The organism is Nocardia sp. FBN12 (assembly GCF_050320175.1).
In the GTDB taxonomy this organism is placed as follows: domain Bacteria; phylum Actinomycetota; class Actinomycetes; order Mycobacteriales; family Mycobacteriaceae; genus Nocardia.
This window is the reverse complement of the sequence record NZ_CP190048.1, coordinates 2,355,922-2,372,440: the sequence shown is the minus strand read 5'-3', so window position 1 is coordinate 2,372,440 and position 16,519 is coordinate 2,355,922. Positions and strand designations below refer to the sequence as shown.

Here is a 16,519-nt window from a genome sequence, read left to right as displayed (position 1 = left end):
ATGCAGTCCTGGTCCGATATCGCCCTGCCGACCGTCCCCGGAACAGGGCCCCCGTTGCGTTTGTACGACACCGCCGATCGACAGATCCGCCCGGTCACCCCCGGTGCGACCGCGAAGATGTACGTCTGCGGCATCACCCCCTACGACGCCACCCACCTCGGGCACGCCGCCACCTACCTCACGTTCGACCTGGTCAACCGGATCTGGCGCGACGCGGGCCACGACGTGCACTACGTCCAGAACGTCACCGATGTGGACGACCCGCTGTTCGAACGCGCCGAACGCGACGGCATCGACTGGCGCGACCTCGGCAGCCGCGAGATCGAGCTGTTCCGTGCGGACATGACCGCGCTGCAGGTACTCCCGCCGCGGCACTACATCGGTGCCATCGAGTCGGTCGAGGAGGTGGTGGAGCTGGTGCAGAAGCTCGTCGCCGCCGGCGCCGCGTACACCGTCGACGATGCCGAGTACCCCGACATCTACTTCCGCACCGACGCCACCGAGCAGTTCGGGTACGAATCCGGGTATGACCGCGCGACCATGGAGACGCTGTTCGCCGAACGCGGCGGCGATCCGGACCGCGCGGGTAAACGCGACACCATCGACGCCCTGTTGTGGCGTGCCGAACGCCCCGGTGAGCCGTCCTGGCAGGCGCCCTTCGGCGCGGGCAGGCCCGGCTGGCACATCGAGTGTGCGGCGATCGCGCTCAACCGCATCGGCGCCGAATTCGACATCCAGGGCGGCGGCTCGGACCTGATGTACCCGCACCACGAATACTCCGCCGCGCACGCCGAGGCGATCACCGGCGCCCGCCGCTTCGCCCGCCACTACGTGCACGCCGGTCTGATCGGCCTCGACGGCGAGAAGATGTCGAAGTCCAAAGGCAACCTCGTGCTGGTGTCGAAGCTGCGCCGCTCCGGTGTCGACCCCGCCGCGATCCGCCTCGGCCTGCTCGCCGGGCACTACCGGTCCGATCGCATGTGGACCGACGAGGTGCTCGCCGCCGCCCAGACCCGCCTCGACCGCTGGCGTGAAGCCGTATCGCTCACCACGGGCCCCTCGGCCACCGACACCGTCGCCCGGTTGCGTCAGCACCTGGCCGACGACCTCGACACCCCGAAGGCCCTCGACGCGATCGACAACTGGGCCGAACAGGCCATCGCCTACGGCGGCACCGACACCGACGCCCCCGCCCTGATCCGCACCGCCGTCGACGCGCTGCTGGGCGTCAGCCTCTGACACGATCGCCGTCACCGCGGCGTCGGGTCTTCCTGACACCGCGGTGACCTGCGCCGACTCGTCACCGGCCGCCGGTAGAGTCGCTGGGAAGTAGCGCGGGGCGCTGTCGCGTCGGGCGCACGACCGGCGACAGGAGCGGCGATGCCCGACCCGCAGGATCAACCGATCTCCGCGACGACCGTCCTGCACGTGGGCGGGCAACTGCGCGCCAGCTCCCACGGTGTACTCACCAACGGGTTGCGCCACCGACCCGGCGTGCTCGCTGTCGACCCGAATCCGGTCGCCCAAACCGCCACTGTCACTTACGATCCCACCCGAACATCGGTGGCCGACCTGCGCACCTGGGTCCGCGACTGTGGCTACCACTGCGCGGGGCGCTCCGTCCCGACCCACGTCTGCGACCCGACGAGCGAGCCGACGGCCCACACTCGGCGCGCCACGCACGGTGCCGAATCCACCACCTCACCCGAACATTCCACCGCTTCCGTGGTCGGCCACGCGCCGCCAGCCATGCCAGCGCACGCTGAGTCCTCGCGTCATCCCGCGCCTGCGCACGATCAGCCGCGAGCCGCGCACGGTGGTGGGCACACGCACAGCGGGCACGCGTCGATGTCGATGGACGACATGGCTCGCGACATGCGCAACCGGTTCCTCGTCGCGCTGGTCTTCTCCACCCTGGTGATGCTCTGGTCACCGATGGCCACCCACATGCTCGGTCTGCATCTGCCCACACCCTTCGGGATGCGCGCCGACATCTGGATGCTGATCCTGAGCGTGCCGGTGATCTTCTACTCCGCGACGATCTTCTTCACCGGGGCGTGGCAGGCGCTGAAGGCCCACACCCTCGACATGATGGTGCTGGTCGCGGTGGGTATCGGGACGGGCTGGCTGTATTCGCTGTATGTGACGTTCACCGGTGGCGGTGAGGTCTTCTACGAGGCCTCCACGATGCTGGCGACGTTCGTGCTGCTGGGGCACTGGTTGGAGATGCGGGCCCGCAGCGGGGCGGGGGACGCGGTGACGAGCCTGCTGGATCTGTCGCCACCGAAAGCCGTTGTGCTCCACGACGGCGAGGAAACCGAGGTGCCGACCGCCGACGTGCGGGTCGGTGACGTGCTGCTGGTGCGGCCCGGCTCGAAGATCGCCGTCGACGGCACCGTGCTGGACGGGTCGAGCGACGTCGACGAGTCGATGGTGACCGGTGAGAGCATGCCGGTGCCTAAACAGCCGGGCGCGGCGGTGATCGGCGCGACCATCAACACCACCGGCAGCCTGCGGGTGCGGGCCACCAAGGTCGGGTCCGATACCGCCCTGGCCCAGATCGTCGAATTGGTGCAGCAGGCACAGAATTCCAAGGCTCCCGGTCAGCGGCTGGCCGACCGGGCCGCGTTCTGGCTGACCCTGGTCGCGCTGCTGGGCAGCCTGACCACGCTGATGGTGTGGTTGCTCGTCGGGGCGTCGCTGAGCACGGCGCTGCTGTTCGCGATCACCGTGGTGGTGGTGACCTGCCCGGACGCGTTGGGACTGGCGACGCCGACGGCGATCATGGTCGGCACCGGTCTCGGCGCGAAACGTGGTGTGCTGTTCAAGAACGCGACCGCACTCGAGGATTCCGCCCGTATCGACGTGGTCGTCATGGACAAGACCGGCACGCTCACCAAGGGCAAACCCGAAGTCGCCGACGTGCTCACCGCGCGCGGCGTCGACGCCGACAGCGTGCTGGCGCTGGCCGCGGCGGTGGAACTCGAGTCCGAACATCCTCTCGCCCGAGCGATTGTCGATTACGCGAAAGACCGTGGTGCGCAGATTGTCTCGGCTACCGATTTCCAGAATGTGGCTGGTCGCGGCGCACAGGCCACCGTCGAGGGGCAGCACGTGATGGTGGGCAGCCGAGGGTTGCTCGATGCCGAACACATCGAACTGGGCGAGCTGGCGAAACACCGTGACGAGCTGGCCGCCGCGGGCTACACCGCCGTCCTGGTCGCCGTCGACGGACACGCGCGAGCGGTGATCGCGCTGGCCGACGCCGCACGCCCGACCGCCGTCGACGCCGTGCGCGCGCTGCACGAACTCGGCGTCGACGTGGTCATGCTGACCGGCGACAACTCGGGCACGGCCGAACGCATCGCGCACGACCTCGGTATCGACACGGTGATCGCCGACGTCCTGCCCGAGGACAAGGCCGACCGGATCGCCGATCTGCAGCGCACCGGCAAGAAGGTGGCGATGGTCGGCGACGGCGTCAACGACGCGCCTGCCCTGGCCCGCGCCGATCTCGGCATCGCCATCGGCGCAGGCACCGACGTCGCCATCGAGACCGCCGACGTGGTACTCATGCGCTCGGACCCGTACGCGGTGTCGACCGCTCTGCGCATCGGCCGCGGCACCGTCCACAAAGAACACCAGAATCTGGGTTGGGCTGTCGGTTACAACGGCATCGCCCTCCCGATCGCGGCCGGAGTCTTCGCCCACTGGGGTCTGACCATGCGCCCGGAGATCGCCGCGATGGCCATGTCGGGATCGAGCCTGATCGTCGCCCTCAACGCCCTGCACCTCAAACGTTTGCCGCTGCCCTCGGCGCCACCACACCGGTAGCACGCCGGCGTGGACCCGCACAACCGTGCCGGTTGCCCGCAGTGTGCTGCGCTTATACTGTGGGCCACAGCGCAGCTGACCTGCCGTCGATCGGAGAGCGTCACATGGGTTGCTACCAGCGCATCATCGTGGGAACCAACGGCTCGGAGTCCGCGCAGACGGCGGTAGCGGTGGCGGGGGAGCTCGCGGGGCGCCTCGGCGTCCCGGTCGCCGCGGTGAGTGTGTGGAGCGCGGGGCGCAAATCGGGCACCGATGTCGAGTGGGCCGCGGAGAACACCCGCGCGGCCGCCGAAGCGCTGCTCGAGGCCGGTGTGGCCGAGGTCGTCCGCATCGAACTCGACGGCACGGCAGGTGCGTTACTGCTCGAGACCGCCGAGCGTGAACCGGGCACATTGCTCGTGATCGCGGGTGGCAGCTTGGGCAGTTCCAAAGCCCGCCTGCTCGGTTCGACGGCCAATCACGTGTCCCATCACAGCCAGACCGACGTCGTGTTCACCCGCAAGATCCCCAAACGCTGGACCACCGTCGGCCTCACCACCGACGGCTCGACGAGTTCGCTGACCGCGGTCTGTCGCGGCTACGACGTCGCCGTGGCGCTCGGTGCGCGCCCGTTCCTGGTGACCTCCGCCAAGACCGACGACGACGGCGTCGACACGCTGATCGAGGTGGAAGGCCAGATCGCCGTGGAGGACCCGGAACTGTTCGGTCGCGACGTCCTCACCGGCGTCCCCGCCGCGGAGGCGATCTGCAACTCGGCTTGGAAATACGACCTCGTCGTGATCGGAAACCGCGGAATGAGCGGTCCCGCACGACTTTTGGGCTCGGTAGCCAACAAGGTCACCCACGACATCGACACCAATCTGCTGCTGGTCAACACCACGCACTGACCGGCGTTCATCGTCCGCGCGGGCTCGGCGAGACTCTCACGTCCGGCCTTGATCCGGTGTTTGCTCCGGTATAGCGGGTAGCGGCGGAAGTGCCCGGACCAGCGGGTTCGTTCGCCTATGATGGCTCTACGCGCGATGTTCGCCACACAACGGAGTGGACGCCGGATGAATGCTGGGATCGAGGCGGCGGGTTTCTTCGGCCTGCTGGACTGGGAGAAGACGACCGGTCTGAGCAAGTTCTGGGTCGACATGATCACCATCCCGATCTTCAGCGCGATGGCCGGTCTGATCACCAACTGGACCGGGGTGATCATGCTGTTCGCGCCGGTCCGCTTCACCGGCTTCTACGTACCGGGCCTGAAAACGATCTTCCCGCTGCTGCCGCGCAAAGTGCAGATCCTGCCGACCTTCGCCCCCGGCGGCATCCTCGGCTTCCAGGGGTTCATCCCGGCCCGCTCGGAGAAGATGGCGAGCCTGATGGTCGACAACGCCGTCGCCAAGATCGGCACCGCCAAGGACTTCTTCGACCAGATGGATCCGCGCAAGATCTCCGCGCAGGTCGCGCTGGTGGCGCTGCCGAACGTGCGCTCGATGGTCGACTCGATCATGGTCGCCGAGCACCCGCGGCTGTGGGCCGACATGCCCCCGCGCGCACGCGAAGCCGTGTACACGCGGGTCGAGGCCGAACTGCCCGCGGTCACCGATCGCGCGTTCGACTTCATCGGCGCGAACATCGACCAGCTCCTCGATGTGAAACTGATGGTCGTCGGCTATCTGCGCCGACGGCCCGAACTGCTCAAGGACGTGATCTACGGGCTCGGTGCGCCGGAATTGCGGTTCATGGTCCGCAGCGGGGTGCTGGGGTTCCCGTTCGGGGTGATCGTGGCGCTGTGGTTGTCGCTGCTGCACTACAGCACACCGCACGGCGACACCCCGGCGATGATCTCGCTGCCCGGCTGGCTCTACGGCATCCTGCATTTCCTGCCGGCGTGGGCGTGGGTGCTCGCCGGTGGCGCGGCGGTGGGTGTGCTGGTCAACATCATCGCGATCAAAGTGGTGTTCGAACCCGCCGTGCCGCAGCCGCGCTACCGATATCCGTGGGGGGTCGCGAAATTCGCGAAACGGCAGTACCAGGCCGCGGCCGATCTGGGGCATGCGATCGGGTATCAGATCGTCACCCTCGACGTCGTCACCGAGCAACTGCTGGACGGGCCGAGCGGTGACAAGACCCGCGCGGTCATCGCGCATTTCCTCCAGGTCGAGATCGACCGGATCCTCGGCCCGTTGCGCTCGGTGACCCGGCTCGCGATCGGGCCATCGCATTTCGACGCCATCCAGGCCACCGCCGGCGCGAGCCTGGCCACCGAGATGAAGCCGTGGCTGGTCGACGACGTCGAGTTCTCCCAGACCACCGCGGCCAGCGTCGACCGGCTCGCCACCGAGAAACTGCGCGAACTGCCGCCGGAGGAGTTCGTCGAAATGCTGTACACCGCCATCGAACAGGACGCCTGGCTGCTGTATCTGCACGGTGGTCTGCTCGGCGCCGTCATCGGCGCACTGCACCTGCTGATCTTCGGAGCGTGAACATGGAACCCGACCCTGATCGCGAACCCGGAATCCCCACCGATCTGCTCGGTTTGGCACGCATCGCCGGACTGTCGTTGCGCCACATCGTCGCAGCGGTGACCAAGGGTGCTGTGCACACCGCCACCGACCTCGTCGACGATCTCCGCGCGGGCGAGCCGATGTCGCAGATCTTCGACGAACGGATGGATGTGTTGCGCCGCACCGCGTTGAGCGCGCTCGGCCTCACCAGCACCGCCACCGGCGTCTACGGTCCGGTCGAAACCAAGGTCGACGCTGCCGATCTCAAGGCGATGGGCGACGCGATGATCACCGAGGGCTGGGATTGCGCGCAACAGCCACGCGAGCTGCATCCCTCGTTCGTGCCGATCCTGCACGACCTGACACCGGACGAAGCGCGGATCCTGCGCTTCCTCGCGGTCGCCGGACCGCAGCCCGCGATCGACATCCGCACCAAGGCCCCGTTCGGGATCGGCTCGCAACGGCTGGCCGACGGCATCAACATGATCGCCGCCATGGCCGGGTGTGCGCTGCCCGACCGTGACCACCATTACCTGGGGAACCTGAGTCGCTTAGGGCTGGTTCGGTTTTCGACCGAGCCGGTCGCCGACTTCCGCCGCTACGCGTTCCTCGAAGCGCAACCACCGGCACAGGCCGCCTACAAGTCGGTGAAGATGCGGGCGATCAGCTCCTATCGCAGCATCTACCTCACCGTGTTCGGCAAGCAGTTCTGCGATGCGTGTTTCGTGCTGGGCGACTACACCGGGGGCGGCTGGGCAGGCGATGACCGTGGTGACATCTACCTGGGCAAGGGCCCCCGGCTGCCCTGATCAGTCCCGGTTGCGCAGCGCGTCGAGGACGTCGGCGAACATGACGGATTTGATCGCCGTCATCGTGGTCTGGTCCTTGCCACCCAGCGGTGCGACCAATGCCAGTGCGGCATCGAGAACTTCGCCTTCGGCGGCGGTGGCGTCGACCAGATCCAGTGCCAGCGCGTCGGGGCCACCGAAGCGGCGGGCCGTGGTCATGCTCGCGACGGCGGTCTTGGGAGTCGTCTTGGCTTGGATGAGCGCGGCCATGCCGTTGGTGAACGGGATGCGGATGTCGGCTTCGGGGAAGCAGAAGTAGCCGCGGTCGGCGCGCATCACCCGGTAGTCGTGCGCCATGGCGACCATCGCACCCGCACCGAAGGCGTGTCCGCCGATCGCGGCGACCGTCGGCATCGGCAAGGTGAGGACCCGGGCGAACAGGGTGTGGACCGCCGCGACGTATTCGGCGGCCCGGTCGCCGTTGGCCGAGAGCCAGTCCAGGTCGAGACCGTTGGAGTAGATCTTGCCGGTGGCGGTGGTCACCAGCGCGGACGCGCCCTCGGCGACGACCGTGTCGAGGTGGGTGTTCATGTCGTCGAGGAACTCGGGGGAGAAGCGGTTCTCGCCGTCGCCGAGGTCGAGCACGGCGATCGAATCGTGGTGGCGCAGTGTGGGCATGGGTTTCCTTTTCAGTGGGGACCGAGGTCGAGGACGGCACGCACGGCAGCACGCAGCTGGGCGCGGGCCAGGGGGTCGGTGAGCCGTTCGCGGCGCAGCAGCAGCGCGGTGGGCAGGTCGACCAGGCAGGTGGTGACGGTGGCGACGCCACGTCGGTCGGCGCGACCCCACAGGGCGCGCGCGAGCCGGTTGAGGGCGGCGAGGAGCGCCTTCTCGGTGTCGGCGATCTCCTGCGCCAAAGCCGGTGGGATATCGCCGGCGAGCAGTTCGGCGCGGTCGACGATCAGCAGCAGGCGCGCCGAGTCGGGGTGAACCTCGGCCAGGCGCGCCGGTGCCTCGGCCGCGTCGAGAACCGCATCGATACGGGTGTCGGGGTCGGACGCCTTGACGGCCCGGTCGATGCCGGCGTTCTGGAGGGCGAGGAATCGGTGCGCGGCGCGTAACCAGGTGCGCGCCAGCACAACCTGTCGAGACTGAAATGTGTGATAGAGCGCGCCGTTGGATACTCCGGTAGCGGCGGCGACCGCGCGCACCGTGACAGCGGCGGGTCCGGAACTGGCCGCGAGGTTCTCGGCGGCGTCCAGAACCGTCTGCGGGTCGTGGGTGCGCGGTCTCGGCATGAACAAAAGTTTACAGAGCGTCTGCTCTGCTATTCCATTCGGATGGGCTTTTGGGCTGTTGTGCACGTATTTCGTTCCGCCACTTGGTATTTCGTTGCCCATATGGCCGATTCGAGCACAGCGTAGACAACGTTACGTTCGCGCGGGGGCTCGATACGATGGGGTACTGTTCGCATTCTTCGGCCCTGCCCGCACGAACAGAACGGCATCGCGATGTCCCGAGTGGTCACCAAGGAGCAGTACTTCGACACCGCGGTGGCGGTGCTCGCCGAGTTCGGTTTCAAAGGTCTCAACATCGGGGTGCTCTGCCGTCGCCTCGGCGTCACCAGCGGCTCGTTCTATCACCACTTCGGCTCGTGGCAGGGCTTCGTCGACACCCTCCTCGAACACTGGGAGAACCGTCAGATGGTCGAGCTACGCGCGCTCGACGTCGGCCACGGCGACGCCGACGCCGACGTACGCGCCATGTCGGTGCTGGCCAGCGGACTCGAACACGGTGCCGAAGCCGCGCTGCGCGCCTGGGCGGCCAACGACGAATCGGTGCACGTCACCGTCAAGCGGGTCGACGAGTCACGTCGGCGCACCGTGCACCGCGTGATCGACGGCGTCGTCGACGACACGGCGACCGCCACCGTCGTCACCGAGTTCGGGATGGCGATGATCATCGGCTACCAACAGCTAGCTGCCGCAGGCGAATCCACCGAACTCGACCACCTGCTCGCCGAGTACGCCCGCCTGATCTACTCCCACCGCGGGTAGCCGGGCCGCTGCTCGGAGTCCGGAGTCATCCGAGCAATTGGTCGACGTAGCACCAGCGCCAGGCTTCGCCGGGCTCCACGCTGCGCATCACCGGGTGCGCCGAGTTCCGGTAATGGGCGCTCGCGTGGTCGCCGATCGAGGACTCGCAACAGCCGATGTTCCCGCAGGCGGTGCACATTCGCAGATGCACCCAGCGCAGACCCTCGTCCAGACACGTCTGGCACACCAGTTCACCGGCGGGTTCCGCCAGTAGCGGCGCGTCGTCCAGATGCGCGCACCCCCGCGCACCGGCCGCGGTCGAGAGCGGTTCGGCGCGGCGCTCGTCGTCGCTCTCGTCGAACCGGTCGATCATCGACTCCTCGAGATCGAGCCGGGCCAGCACATGTTGGAGCACTTCGTAATCCACTGCCCCCGCGTCGCGAACCTTCAGCACCGCGTCACGTTCGGCGGCGAGCATCGCCAGCCGGAGCCGCCGGTACTCCGCGGTCGGTGTCACCAGTTCGGCTTCCGGGCGGCCCAACCGTTCCCACGCGGCGTTGGAACGCCAGATCAGTCGCTGGCGCAGCGACTCGATCACCGGTTCCGGGGTGTCGGGTCCGATCCCGCGGTCGAGTTCGGCCAGACCGGCGGTCGAAGCCTGTTGCAGCAGATCGGCTTTCGCGAGCGCGTCCTCCTCCCGGCTCGGCCCACGCAACCGCAGCAACCGCACCAGCCAGGGCAACGAACTGCCCTGCACCAGCAGCGTGCCACCGACCACCACCAGGGCGAGCAGTTCCAGCACCGGCAACTGCGGCGTCGAGTCGGGCAGCAACAACACCGCCGCCAACGTCACCACCCCGCGCATCCCCGCCCACGACACCACCGCCGCATGACTCAACGGCTCGCTCGCGCGCCCGAACAGCCTGGCCACCAGCACCGGCGTGAACACCCACACCGGGCGTGCCAGCATCACCGCGGCCAGCACACCCACCGCCGTGACGACGAGAGTGCCGTGGTCCAACCCGCTGTCCCAAGCGCCCTCCACGATCCAGCGCACCTGCAACCCGATGATCAAGAACACCGCGCTCTCCAGGATGAACTGGATGGTGCGCCAATTGGTGGTTTCGGCGACGCGTGAGGCGGCCCCCTGCCACCGTTGCGCGCCGTGACCGAGGATCATCCCGCACGTCACGACCGCGATCACGCCCGAGGCGTGAAAATGCTCGGCAGGCAGATACGCCACGAACGGGGCGAGCAGCGACACCGAGGTATCCAGCACCGGATCGGTGATCCGCCTGCGCACCATCGCCAATGCTGCCGCCACCACGGCCCCGATGACCCCGCCACCGACGGCGGCGAGCAGGAAATCGCCACCGATCTGCCATGCGGTCACGGCACCGGCCATCGCCGCGATCGCCGACCGCAACGCCACCAGCGCGGTCGCGTCGTTGAACAGCGACTCGTCCTCGAGCACCGTCACGATGCTGCGCGGCATCCCGGTGCGCCGGGCAACCGCGGTCGCGGCGACCGCGTCCGGGGGAGCGACCACCGCACCCAACGCGACCGCCGCCGCGAACGGCACCGGCAGCAACCACCACACCACCAGTGCGACCGCGAACGTGCTGAACAGCACCAGACCCACCGACAGCGACGCGATGGTGCGCAGGTTGTCCTTGAAATCGACCAGCGACGTGCGCAGCGCGGCGGTGTAGAGCAGCGGCGGCAGCAACCCGAGCAGCACCACTTCCGGTTCGAGGTGCACCTGCGGCACCATCGGCAGATACGACGCGGCCACCCCGGCCAACGTCAGCACCAGCGGTTCGGACACCCCGAATCGCCGCGCCAGCGCCGCCAGTGCCGTCGCCGAGCCGATGAGGACAACCAGACCGATCGCGACATCCACCCGCGCATTCTCCCACCGACAGACCGGTCAGTCCGTCGCCGCCGCCCACCGGCAGCCGCGCCGACCACAGGTACACCCCGGAGCTCGCACCGAGACCGAGCCGGGCACCGCGTCGCCGATCGCACCGACCACCACGCGCCACCCCCATGAGGACTCAACCAGTCTGTTCGCCCAGTGCCAGATGGTCGACCGAACCCCACACCCGCAACGCCAGCCGCGGACCCTCGCGCCGCCATTGTGACACCGACGCGTTGGGCACCGGCTCGAGCGAATCCGGGACGGGCGCACCGAGTCCGTCGAGGATGTAGCGCAACGACACCACCACCGCGTCATGGGTCAGCACCAGGACCTGCTCGCCCGCGGCCACCACATCCAGTTCGTCGAGGAAGCTGCGTACCCGCAACGCCACATCGGCCAGCGATTCCCCGCCTGGCGGTCGATACACCCAGTTGCCGACCTGTTCACGGCGTAGGCCCTCCTCGGGGGCGCGGCGCCGGATCGCCCGGTACGGATGCAGTTCGAACACGCCCATCTCCCGATCGCGCAACCGTTCGTCGACCAGTGTGCGGATCGGGCTCAGGTGCCGGTTGCGGGTGGCGGCGGCCTCGGCCATCACCGCCCAGGTGACCCTGGTGCGCAAGTAGGGAGAGCAGACCACCAGCGTGGGTCGTTGCACACCGGCCAACCCCGCGAGCCAGTCGCCGAGGCGTCGCGCCTGCCATTGCCCGTGCTCGGTCAACTCCACCGCGGCATCGGTGCCCGGCATCGGCCGCTGCCCGGTCGCCGGGTCGGCGAACCACACATTGGCCGCACTCTGCGCGTGCCGCACCGCCCACAATCCGCCCAGCGCGCGCGGCACCACCAGTCCTTCAGGCACCTGCACCCACCCCCTCCGCTGCTCGAACCCCATCGATGTCCTTCGTGCTCGTCCCGTCGTGCCCGGACGCGCCAGGGAATAGCGGCTTCGTAGCCGGCGTTGTACTCCCCGAATTCGAACGCCTGTCCAGATCTGTTCGGCGGACCGCCGCCGCACCCTCGATGCGCCGCAGGAGGCCCGCTTGTCCACCAGAGTAGAGATCTGGACCGACATCAACTGCCCGTTCTGCTACCTGGGCAAGGCCCGCTTCGAAGAAGCGCTGGCCGGCTTCGCGCACCGCGACGACGTCGAGGTGGTGCACCGGTCCTTCGAACTCGATCCGACTCTGCCCGCCGGTTCCACCCGCCCGGTCATTCCGGCGATCGCCCAGAAGTACGGCATCACCGTCGACCAGGCCGCCGCCAACGAACGCGGCATCGGCGCCCAAGCCGCGGCGATTGGCCTGCCCTACCAAACCTCGGGACGCGATTCCGGCAACAGCTTCGACATGCACCGACTCCTGCACTACGCCCTCGACCAGGGCAAACAGGAAGCCATGCTCGACGCCCTCTACGCAGGCAACTTCGCCGAGCCCGAACCCGTCTTCGGCGACACCGAACGTCTCGTGGCCTTGGCTGTGCGCGCGGGCCTGGACGAGAACTCGGTACGCACGGTGCTGGCCGACCCTGATGCCTACGCCGACGCGGTTCGCCGCGACGAAGCCGAAGCCGCCGCGCTCGGTGCCACCGGTGTCCCGTTCTTCGTCTTCGACGGCAAATACGCGGTCTCGGGCGCCCAACCCGCTGAAACGTTCACCCGCGCGCTGAACACCGCCTGGAACGACCGCCCCACCCTCCAGCCCATCGCCGAGGGCGACACCTGCGGCCCCGACGGCTGCGCGGTCCCCACGACCGAGTCCGCGGCCGCCGACCTGCGGTAGTCAGGCCAGGTCGATGACGACCTTGATATCGGACCCGCCCGCGGCGAACGCCTCGGTCGCCTGCTCGAGCGGCAGTCGCCGGGTGATCAACCGTTCCAGCCACTGCGGGTCCGCCTTCGCCAGCGACTGGGCCGCCAGCTCGTAGTGGTGGCGGTTCGCGTTCACCGAACCGAACACCAGCGCGTTGTCGAGCACGATGTTGCGATTGAGCGCGCCCACGTCGACCTCGGCCTCGTTGCCCGGGGTCGACACCCCGGTCAGGCAGACGATCACGCCCGGATTGTTGATCTCCGCTGCCTGCAGCGCGACCGCGGGCGCGCCGGTCGCCTCGATCACGACATCCGGGTCGATCTTCGCCGCCACCTCCGCCGCCGAACCGGTGTGGAAGGTGCCGCCGAGATCGGCGACCAACCCGGGCTTGGGGCCCTCGGTCGACCGATCGAGCACATGCACGTCGAGCCCACGCTGAACACCGAGCAGGGCCGCCAACAAGCCGATCGGTCCCGCGCCGGTGATCAGCGCTGTCTTCGGCTCGAACCAGGCACGCTGATTGATCCGCTCGATCTGATCCCACGCCTTGGCAACCACCGTCGTCGGCTCCATCAGCACCCCGACCCGCTCCAGCGACGGATCCAGCTTCACCGCGTAATCGGCGAGCACCACCCACTGACTCGACCCGAACCCGTCGATCTGTTTGATCCCGCGCTCCACGTACTGCCCGTTGCGGCACATGTCGAACTCGCCGCGCGCGCACGCACCACACGGCACCGGATCAGGCCTGCGCACGATCCCGACGACGAGATCGCCTGCGGCGAAGCCACTTCCGTCCGGTGCTGTCCGTACCCGGCCGAGCGACTCGTGCCCGAGAATCAGGCGCTCGCGCCCGGGCGGTGCCCACCCGTAGGTGCCGGTGGCGATCTCGCGATCGGTACCGCAGATACCCAGCGAGATGCCGTCGACGAGAAGCTCGTCCGGTCCAGGGACGGGATCGGGCACGTCCTGAATGCTCAACGATCCGGCCTGATACGGAACAACGGTCAAAGCACGCATGTCGGTTTCCCTTCCGCCGAAACGGACGTCGGTGTCGGAACCTGCACGAGCGACCTCTTCGCGAATTCACCGCGAACTACCTGCGACAACGGTACGGGAAACGGCATCGATCGCACAGCATCACCGAGGTCGCGAATCACTTGCGATCCGGTCCTGCGGTGCTGCGGTGCTGTCGGACTCGTCGGCTACGGTGGAAGCCGTTCGCACCGATCGACCCTGGCCTGCTGGAGGCGTCTTGCGCATCATCGTCCGGATCTTGCTCGTGCTCGCCGCGCTCTTGTGCGCGCTCGCACCGGCCTCGGCCGCCCCGGCCGTCGACGACGCCTCCGCCCGCAAGATCGACGAACTGCTCACCGTGCGCGCCGAAGCGGGCACCCTCGGACGTGGCGAGCTCATCGAACGTCTCTCCGCGCGCCTGCTCGGCACCCCCTACGGTGCGAACATGCTGGTCGGCTCCGCCACCGAACCCGAACGGCTCGTCGTGGACCTGCGCCGCGTCGACTGCTTCACCTACCTCGACTACATCGACGCCGCCTCCCGCTCCACCGATCGCGACCAGTTCCTCACCAACCTGGTCACCACCCGCTACATCGACGGGCGGGTCGAATTCGCCCAGCGCAAGCACTTCTTCACCGACTGGGCCAGCCGCGAACGCCTGGCGGCCACCGACATCACCGCGAGCCTGAGCCCTGCCGCCGTCACCACCACCAAACACCTCAACGCGAAAGCCGACGGCGGGTTGTATCTGCCCGGCGTCCCCGTGGTCGACCGCGTCATCACCCATATCCCCTCGGCTGCCGTCGACGCGGGAGTGTCGGCTGCGCTTCGCACCGGCGACTACCTCGGCGCCTACACCCCCGATGCCGGCCTCGACGTCACCCACGTCGGCTTCATCGTCCAAACCCCCACCGGCCCCGTCTTCCGCAACGCCTCCTCCCTCGCCGCGAACAACCAGGTCGTCGACACGCCGTTGACCGACTACCTGCGGACCGTCCCCGGCATCGTCGTCCTGCGCCCACGCTGACCGCTTCGAAGGATCCGACATGACCACGCTGCCCGAGCGTCCGAACACCGCACTGCTCGTCGTCGATGTGCAAAACGGTGTCGTCGACGAAGCGCCCCGCCGCGACGTGATCGTCGCCAATATCGCCGCCCTGGTCGACCGTGCCCGCATCGCCGAGATGCCGATCATCTGGATCCAGCACTCCGATGACGAGCTGGTCGAAGACAGTGATCCCTGGCGATACGTTCCCGAACTCACCCGCACCGACACCGAACCGCTGGTCCACAAACGCTACGGCGATTCCTTCGAAGACACCCAGCTCGAGGCATTGCTCGCCGCGGTCGGAGTCGGCCATCTGATCGTCACGGGTGCCGAATCCGATGCCTGTGTCCGTTCGACCATCCACGGCGCTTTCGTCCGCGGCTACGACGTCACCCTCGTCGCCGACGCCCACACCACCGGCGACAAATCCCGGTGGGGCGCACCGAAACCCGAAGACGTCATCGCCCACACCAACCTGTACTGGCAGTTCCAGCAAGCGCCCGGTCGCACCGCGGCCGTCCGCCGAACCGAAGAGCTCGACTTCAGGTCGACCTGAACAGGCACGGTGGTTCCATGACCTGCCCCCACTTCCACACCGAACTCGCCCGAGTCCTCGAAACCTGACACGCCCCTGTCTCGCATGCCGCCCGACGTGGGACGATCGGGCAGGTGACCGCGAAACCCGACAACCTGCGCGACCTCGCGCTGCTGCGACGCGTGCGCGACCGCATCGACCGCGAGTACGCCCAACCCCTGGACGTGGAGGCACTCGCCCGCGGGGTACACATGTCGGCCGGTCACCTCAGCCGCCAGTTCCGTCTGGCCTACGGTGAGTCGCCGTATTCCTACCTCATGACCCGCCGCATCGAACGCGCGATGGCACTGCTGCGCCGCGGCGACCTGACCGTCACCGAGGTCTGTTTCGCGGTCGGTTCCTCCTCGCTCGGCACCTTCAGCACCCGCTTCACCGAACTCGTCGGCGTGCCACCCAGTGTCTACAAACAGCAGCAGGACGAACAGACCGCGGGGATGCCGTCGTGCGTGGTCAAGAAGGTGACCAGACCGATCAGGAATCGAGAAGCTTCCGCTCCGACCGGCAATTAGCGTGGTCGGCATGAACCTCACCATTCACCAGACCTACCTGCCGCAGGACGACCCCGACGCCGCCCTCGCCTTCTACCGCGACGCGCTCGGCTTCGAGGTGCGCAACGATGTCGGCTACAACGGGATGCGCTGGATCACCGTCGGCCCCGCCGGCCAGCCCGACACCTCCGTCGTGCTGCACCCGCCTGCCGCCGATCCCGGAATCACCGACGAGGAACGCCGCGTCATCGGCGAGATGATGGCCAAGGGCACCTACGCCGGTATCAATCTCGCCACCGACGACCTCGACGGCCTGTTCGAAAAGCTGCAGGCAGGCGATATCGAGGTCGTCCAGGAGCCCACCGATCAGCCCTACGGCGTGCGTGACTGCGCCTTCCGCGACCCCGCCGGAAATATGGTCCGTATCCAGCAGGCCAAGTAAGCCACCGCGCCGGTAGATTCGATATCCGGCGATGTCGACTGATCGAGGGA

At 68.0% G+C, this 16,519-nt stretch carries 16 protein-coding genes; 11 read left to right on the top strand and 5 right to left on the bottom strand.

The window, feature by feature from the left end; genetic code table 11:
- From mshC to ACQHI0_RS11455, 5 genes are all read left to right on the top strand, one after another.
- Positions 1-1,239, top strand: coding sequence for a cysteine--1-D-myo-inosityl 2-amino-2-deoxy-alpha-D-glucopyranoside ligase (gene mshC / locus ACQHI0_RS11475; RefSeq protein ID WP_427907918.1), 1,239 nt, complete (start codon positions 1-3; stop codon positions 1,237-1,239).
- Between the two features lie 141 nt (positions 1,240-1,380).
- Entirely contained in the window at positions 1,381-3,834 is a 2,454-nt protein-coding gene (locus tag ACQHI0_RS11470) for a heavy metal translocating P-type ATPase (protein WP_427907917.1), read from the top strand.
- Positions 3,835-3,938: 104 nt separating this feature from the next.
- Positions 3,939-4,721 carry a universal stress protein gene (locus ACQHI0_RS11465; RefSeq protein WP_427907916.1) on the top strand — a complete coding sequence of 261 codons (783 nt, stop codon included), beginning with the start codon at positions 3,939-3,941 and terminating at the stop codon, positions 4,719-4,721.
- Between the two features lie 165 nt (positions 4,722-4,886).
- Complete coding sequence (locus ACQHI0_RS11460) at positions 4,887-6,305, top strand: hypothetical protein (RefSeq protein ID WP_427907915.1); 1,419 nt, start codon at positions 4,887-4,889, stop codon at positions 6,303-6,305.
- 2 nt (positions 6,306-6,307) lie between these two features.
- Positions 6,308-7,135: an Abi-alpha family protein gene (locus ACQHI0_RS11455; RefSeq protein WP_427907914.1), complete on the top strand. Its 828-nt coding sequence runs from the start codon at positions 6,308-6,310 to the stop codon at positions 7,133-7,135.
- Here ACQHI0_RS11455 and ACQHI0_RS11450 read toward each other — a convergent pair whose 3' ends face one another.
- Complete coding sequence (locus ACQHI0_RS11450) at positions 7,136-7,792, bottom strand: enoyl-CoA hydratase-related protein (RefSeq protein WP_427907913.1); 657 nt, start codon at positions 7,790-7,792, stop codon at positions 7,136-7,138.
- Between the two features lie 11 nt (positions 7,793-7,803).
- On the bottom strand, positions 7,804-8,412 hold the full coding sequence (locus tag ACQHI0_RS11445; RefSeq protein ID WP_427907912.1) for a TetR family transcriptional regulator: 609 nt from the start codon (positions 8,410-8,412) through the stop codon (positions 7,804-7,806).
- 213 nt (positions 8,413-8,625) lie between these two features.
- Here ACQHI0_RS11445 and ACQHI0_RS11440 point away from each other — a divergent pair, with 213 nt between their 5' ends.
- Positions 8,626-9,171: a TetR/AcrR family transcriptional regulator gene (locus tag ACQHI0_RS11440; protein WP_378629092.1), complete on the top strand. Its 546-nt coding sequence runs from the start codon at positions 8,626-8,628 to the stop codon at positions 9,169-9,171.
- Positions 9,172-9,196: 25 nt separating this feature from the next.
- Here ACQHI0_RS11440 and ACQHI0_RS11435 read toward each other — a convergent pair whose 3' ends face one another.
- Together ACQHI0_RS11435 and ACQHI0_RS11430 are read right to left on the bottom strand one after the other, a co-directional pair.
- On the bottom strand, positions 9,197-11,053 hold the full coding sequence (locus tag ACQHI0_RS11435) for a Na+/H+ antiporter (protein ID WP_427907911.1): 1,857 nt from the start codon (positions 11,051-11,053) through the stop codon (positions 9,197-9,199).
- Positions 11,054-11,207: 154 nt separating this feature from the next.
- Positions 11,208-11,930, bottom strand: coding sequence for a histidine phosphatase family protein (locus tag ACQHI0_RS11430; protein ID WP_427907910.1), 723 nt, complete (start codon positions 11,928-11,930; stop codon positions 11,208-11,210).
- A 181-nt stretch (positions 11,931-12,111) separates the two neighbouring features.
- Here ACQHI0_RS11430 and ACQHI0_RS11425 point away from each other — a divergent pair, with 181 nt between their 5' ends.
- Positions 12,112-12,849, top strand: a complete 738-nt coding sequence (locus ACQHI0_RS11425) for a DsbA family oxidoreductase (protein WP_427907909.1) — start codon at positions 12,112-12,114, stop codon at positions 12,847-12,849.
- Here ACQHI0_RS11425 and ACQHI0_RS11420 read toward each other — a convergent pair whose 3' ends face one another.
- Positions 12,850-13,899: a glucose 1-dehydrogenase gene (locus tag ACQHI0_RS11420; protein WP_427907908.1), complete on the bottom strand. Its 1,050-nt coding sequence runs from the start codon at positions 13,897-13,899 to the stop codon at positions 12,850-12,852.
- A gap of 235 nt (positions 13,900-14,134) precedes the next feature.
- Here ACQHI0_RS11420 and ACQHI0_RS11415 point away from each other — a divergent pair, with 235 nt between their 5' ends.
- The 4 genes from ACQHI0_RS11415 to ACQHI0_RS11400 all read left to right on the top strand — a co-directional run bounded on the left by ACQHI0_RS11415 (position 14,135) and on the right by ACQHI0_RS11400 (position 16,469).
- Positions 14,135-14,923 carry a DUF1460 domain-containing protein gene (locus ACQHI0_RS11415; protein WP_427907907.1) on the top strand — a complete coding sequence of 263 codons (789 nt, stop codon included), beginning with the start codon at positions 14,135-14,137 and terminating at the stop codon, positions 14,921-14,923.
- 19 nt (positions 14,924-14,942) lie between these two features.
- Positions 14,943-15,500, top strand: a complete 558-nt coding sequence (locus ACQHI0_RS11410) for an isochorismatase family protein (RefSeq protein ID WP_427907906.1) — start codon at positions 14,943-14,945, stop codon at positions 15,498-15,500.
- Between the two features lie 104 nt (positions 15,501-15,604).
- Positions 15,605-16,048 carry a helix-turn-helix transcriptional regulator gene (locus ACQHI0_RS11405; protein ID WP_427909136.1) on the top strand — a complete coding sequence of 148 codons (444 nt, stop codon included), beginning with the start codon at positions 15,605-15,607 and terminating at the stop codon, positions 16,046-16,048.
- 10 nt (positions 16,049-16,058) lie between these two features.
- The gene (locus tag ACQHI0_RS11400; protein WP_427907905.1) at positions 16,059-16,469 is read left to right on the top strand and encodes a VOC family protein; all 411 of its coding nucleotides are present in this window, start codon (positions 16,059-16,061) and stop codon (positions 16,467-16,469) included.
- Positions 16,470-16,519: the final 50 nt, after the last annotated feature.

Excerpts from the sequence above, each read along its gene's own strand:
- mshC (WP_427907918.1), top strand. The coding sequence starts at position 1 with ATGCAGTCCTGGTCCGATATCGCCCTGCCGACCGTCCCCGGAACAGGG.
- ACQHI0_RS11470 (WP_427907917.1), top strand. The coding sequence starts at position 1,381 with ATGCCCGACCCGCAGGATCAACCGATCTCCGCGACGACCGTCCTGCAC.
- ACQHI0_RS11465 (WP_427907916.1), top strand. The coding sequence starts at position 3,939 with ATGGGTTGCTACCAGCGCATCATCGTGGGAACCAACGGCTCGGAGTCC.
- ACQHI0_RS11460 (WP_427907915.1), top strand. The coding sequence starts at position 4,887 with ATGAATGCTGGGATCGAGGCGGCGGGTTTCTTCGGCCTGCTGGACTGG.
- ACQHI0_RS11455 (WP_427907914.1), top strand. The coding sequence starts at position 6,308 with ATGGAACCCGACCCTGATCGCGAACCCGGAATCCCCACCGATCTGCTC.
- ACQHI0_RS11450 (WP_427907913.1), bottom strand. The coding sequence starts at position 7,792 with ATGCCCACACTGCGCCACCACGATTCGATCGCCGTGCTCGACCTCGGC.
- ACQHI0_RS11445 (WP_427907912.1), bottom strand. The coding sequence starts at position 8,412 with ATGCCGAGACCGCGCACCCACGACCCGCAGACGGTTCTGGACGCCGCC.
- ACQHI0_RS11440 (WP_378629092.1), top strand. The coding sequence starts at position 8,626 with ATGTCCCGAGTGGTCACCAAGGAGCAGTACTTCGACACCGCGGTGGCG.
- ACQHI0_RS11420 (WP_427907908.1), bottom strand. The coding sequence starts at position 13,899 with ATGCGTGCTTTGACCGTTGTTCCGTATCAGGCCGGATCGTTGAGCATT.
- ACQHI0_RS11410 (WP_427907906.1), top strand. The coding sequence starts at position 14,943 with ATGACCACGCTGCCCGAGCGTCCGAACACCGCACTGCTCGTCGTCGAT.
- ACQHI0_RS11400 (WP_427907905.1), top strand. The coding sequence starts at position 16,059 with ATGAACCTCACCATTCACCAGACCTACCTGCCGCAGGACGACCCCGAC.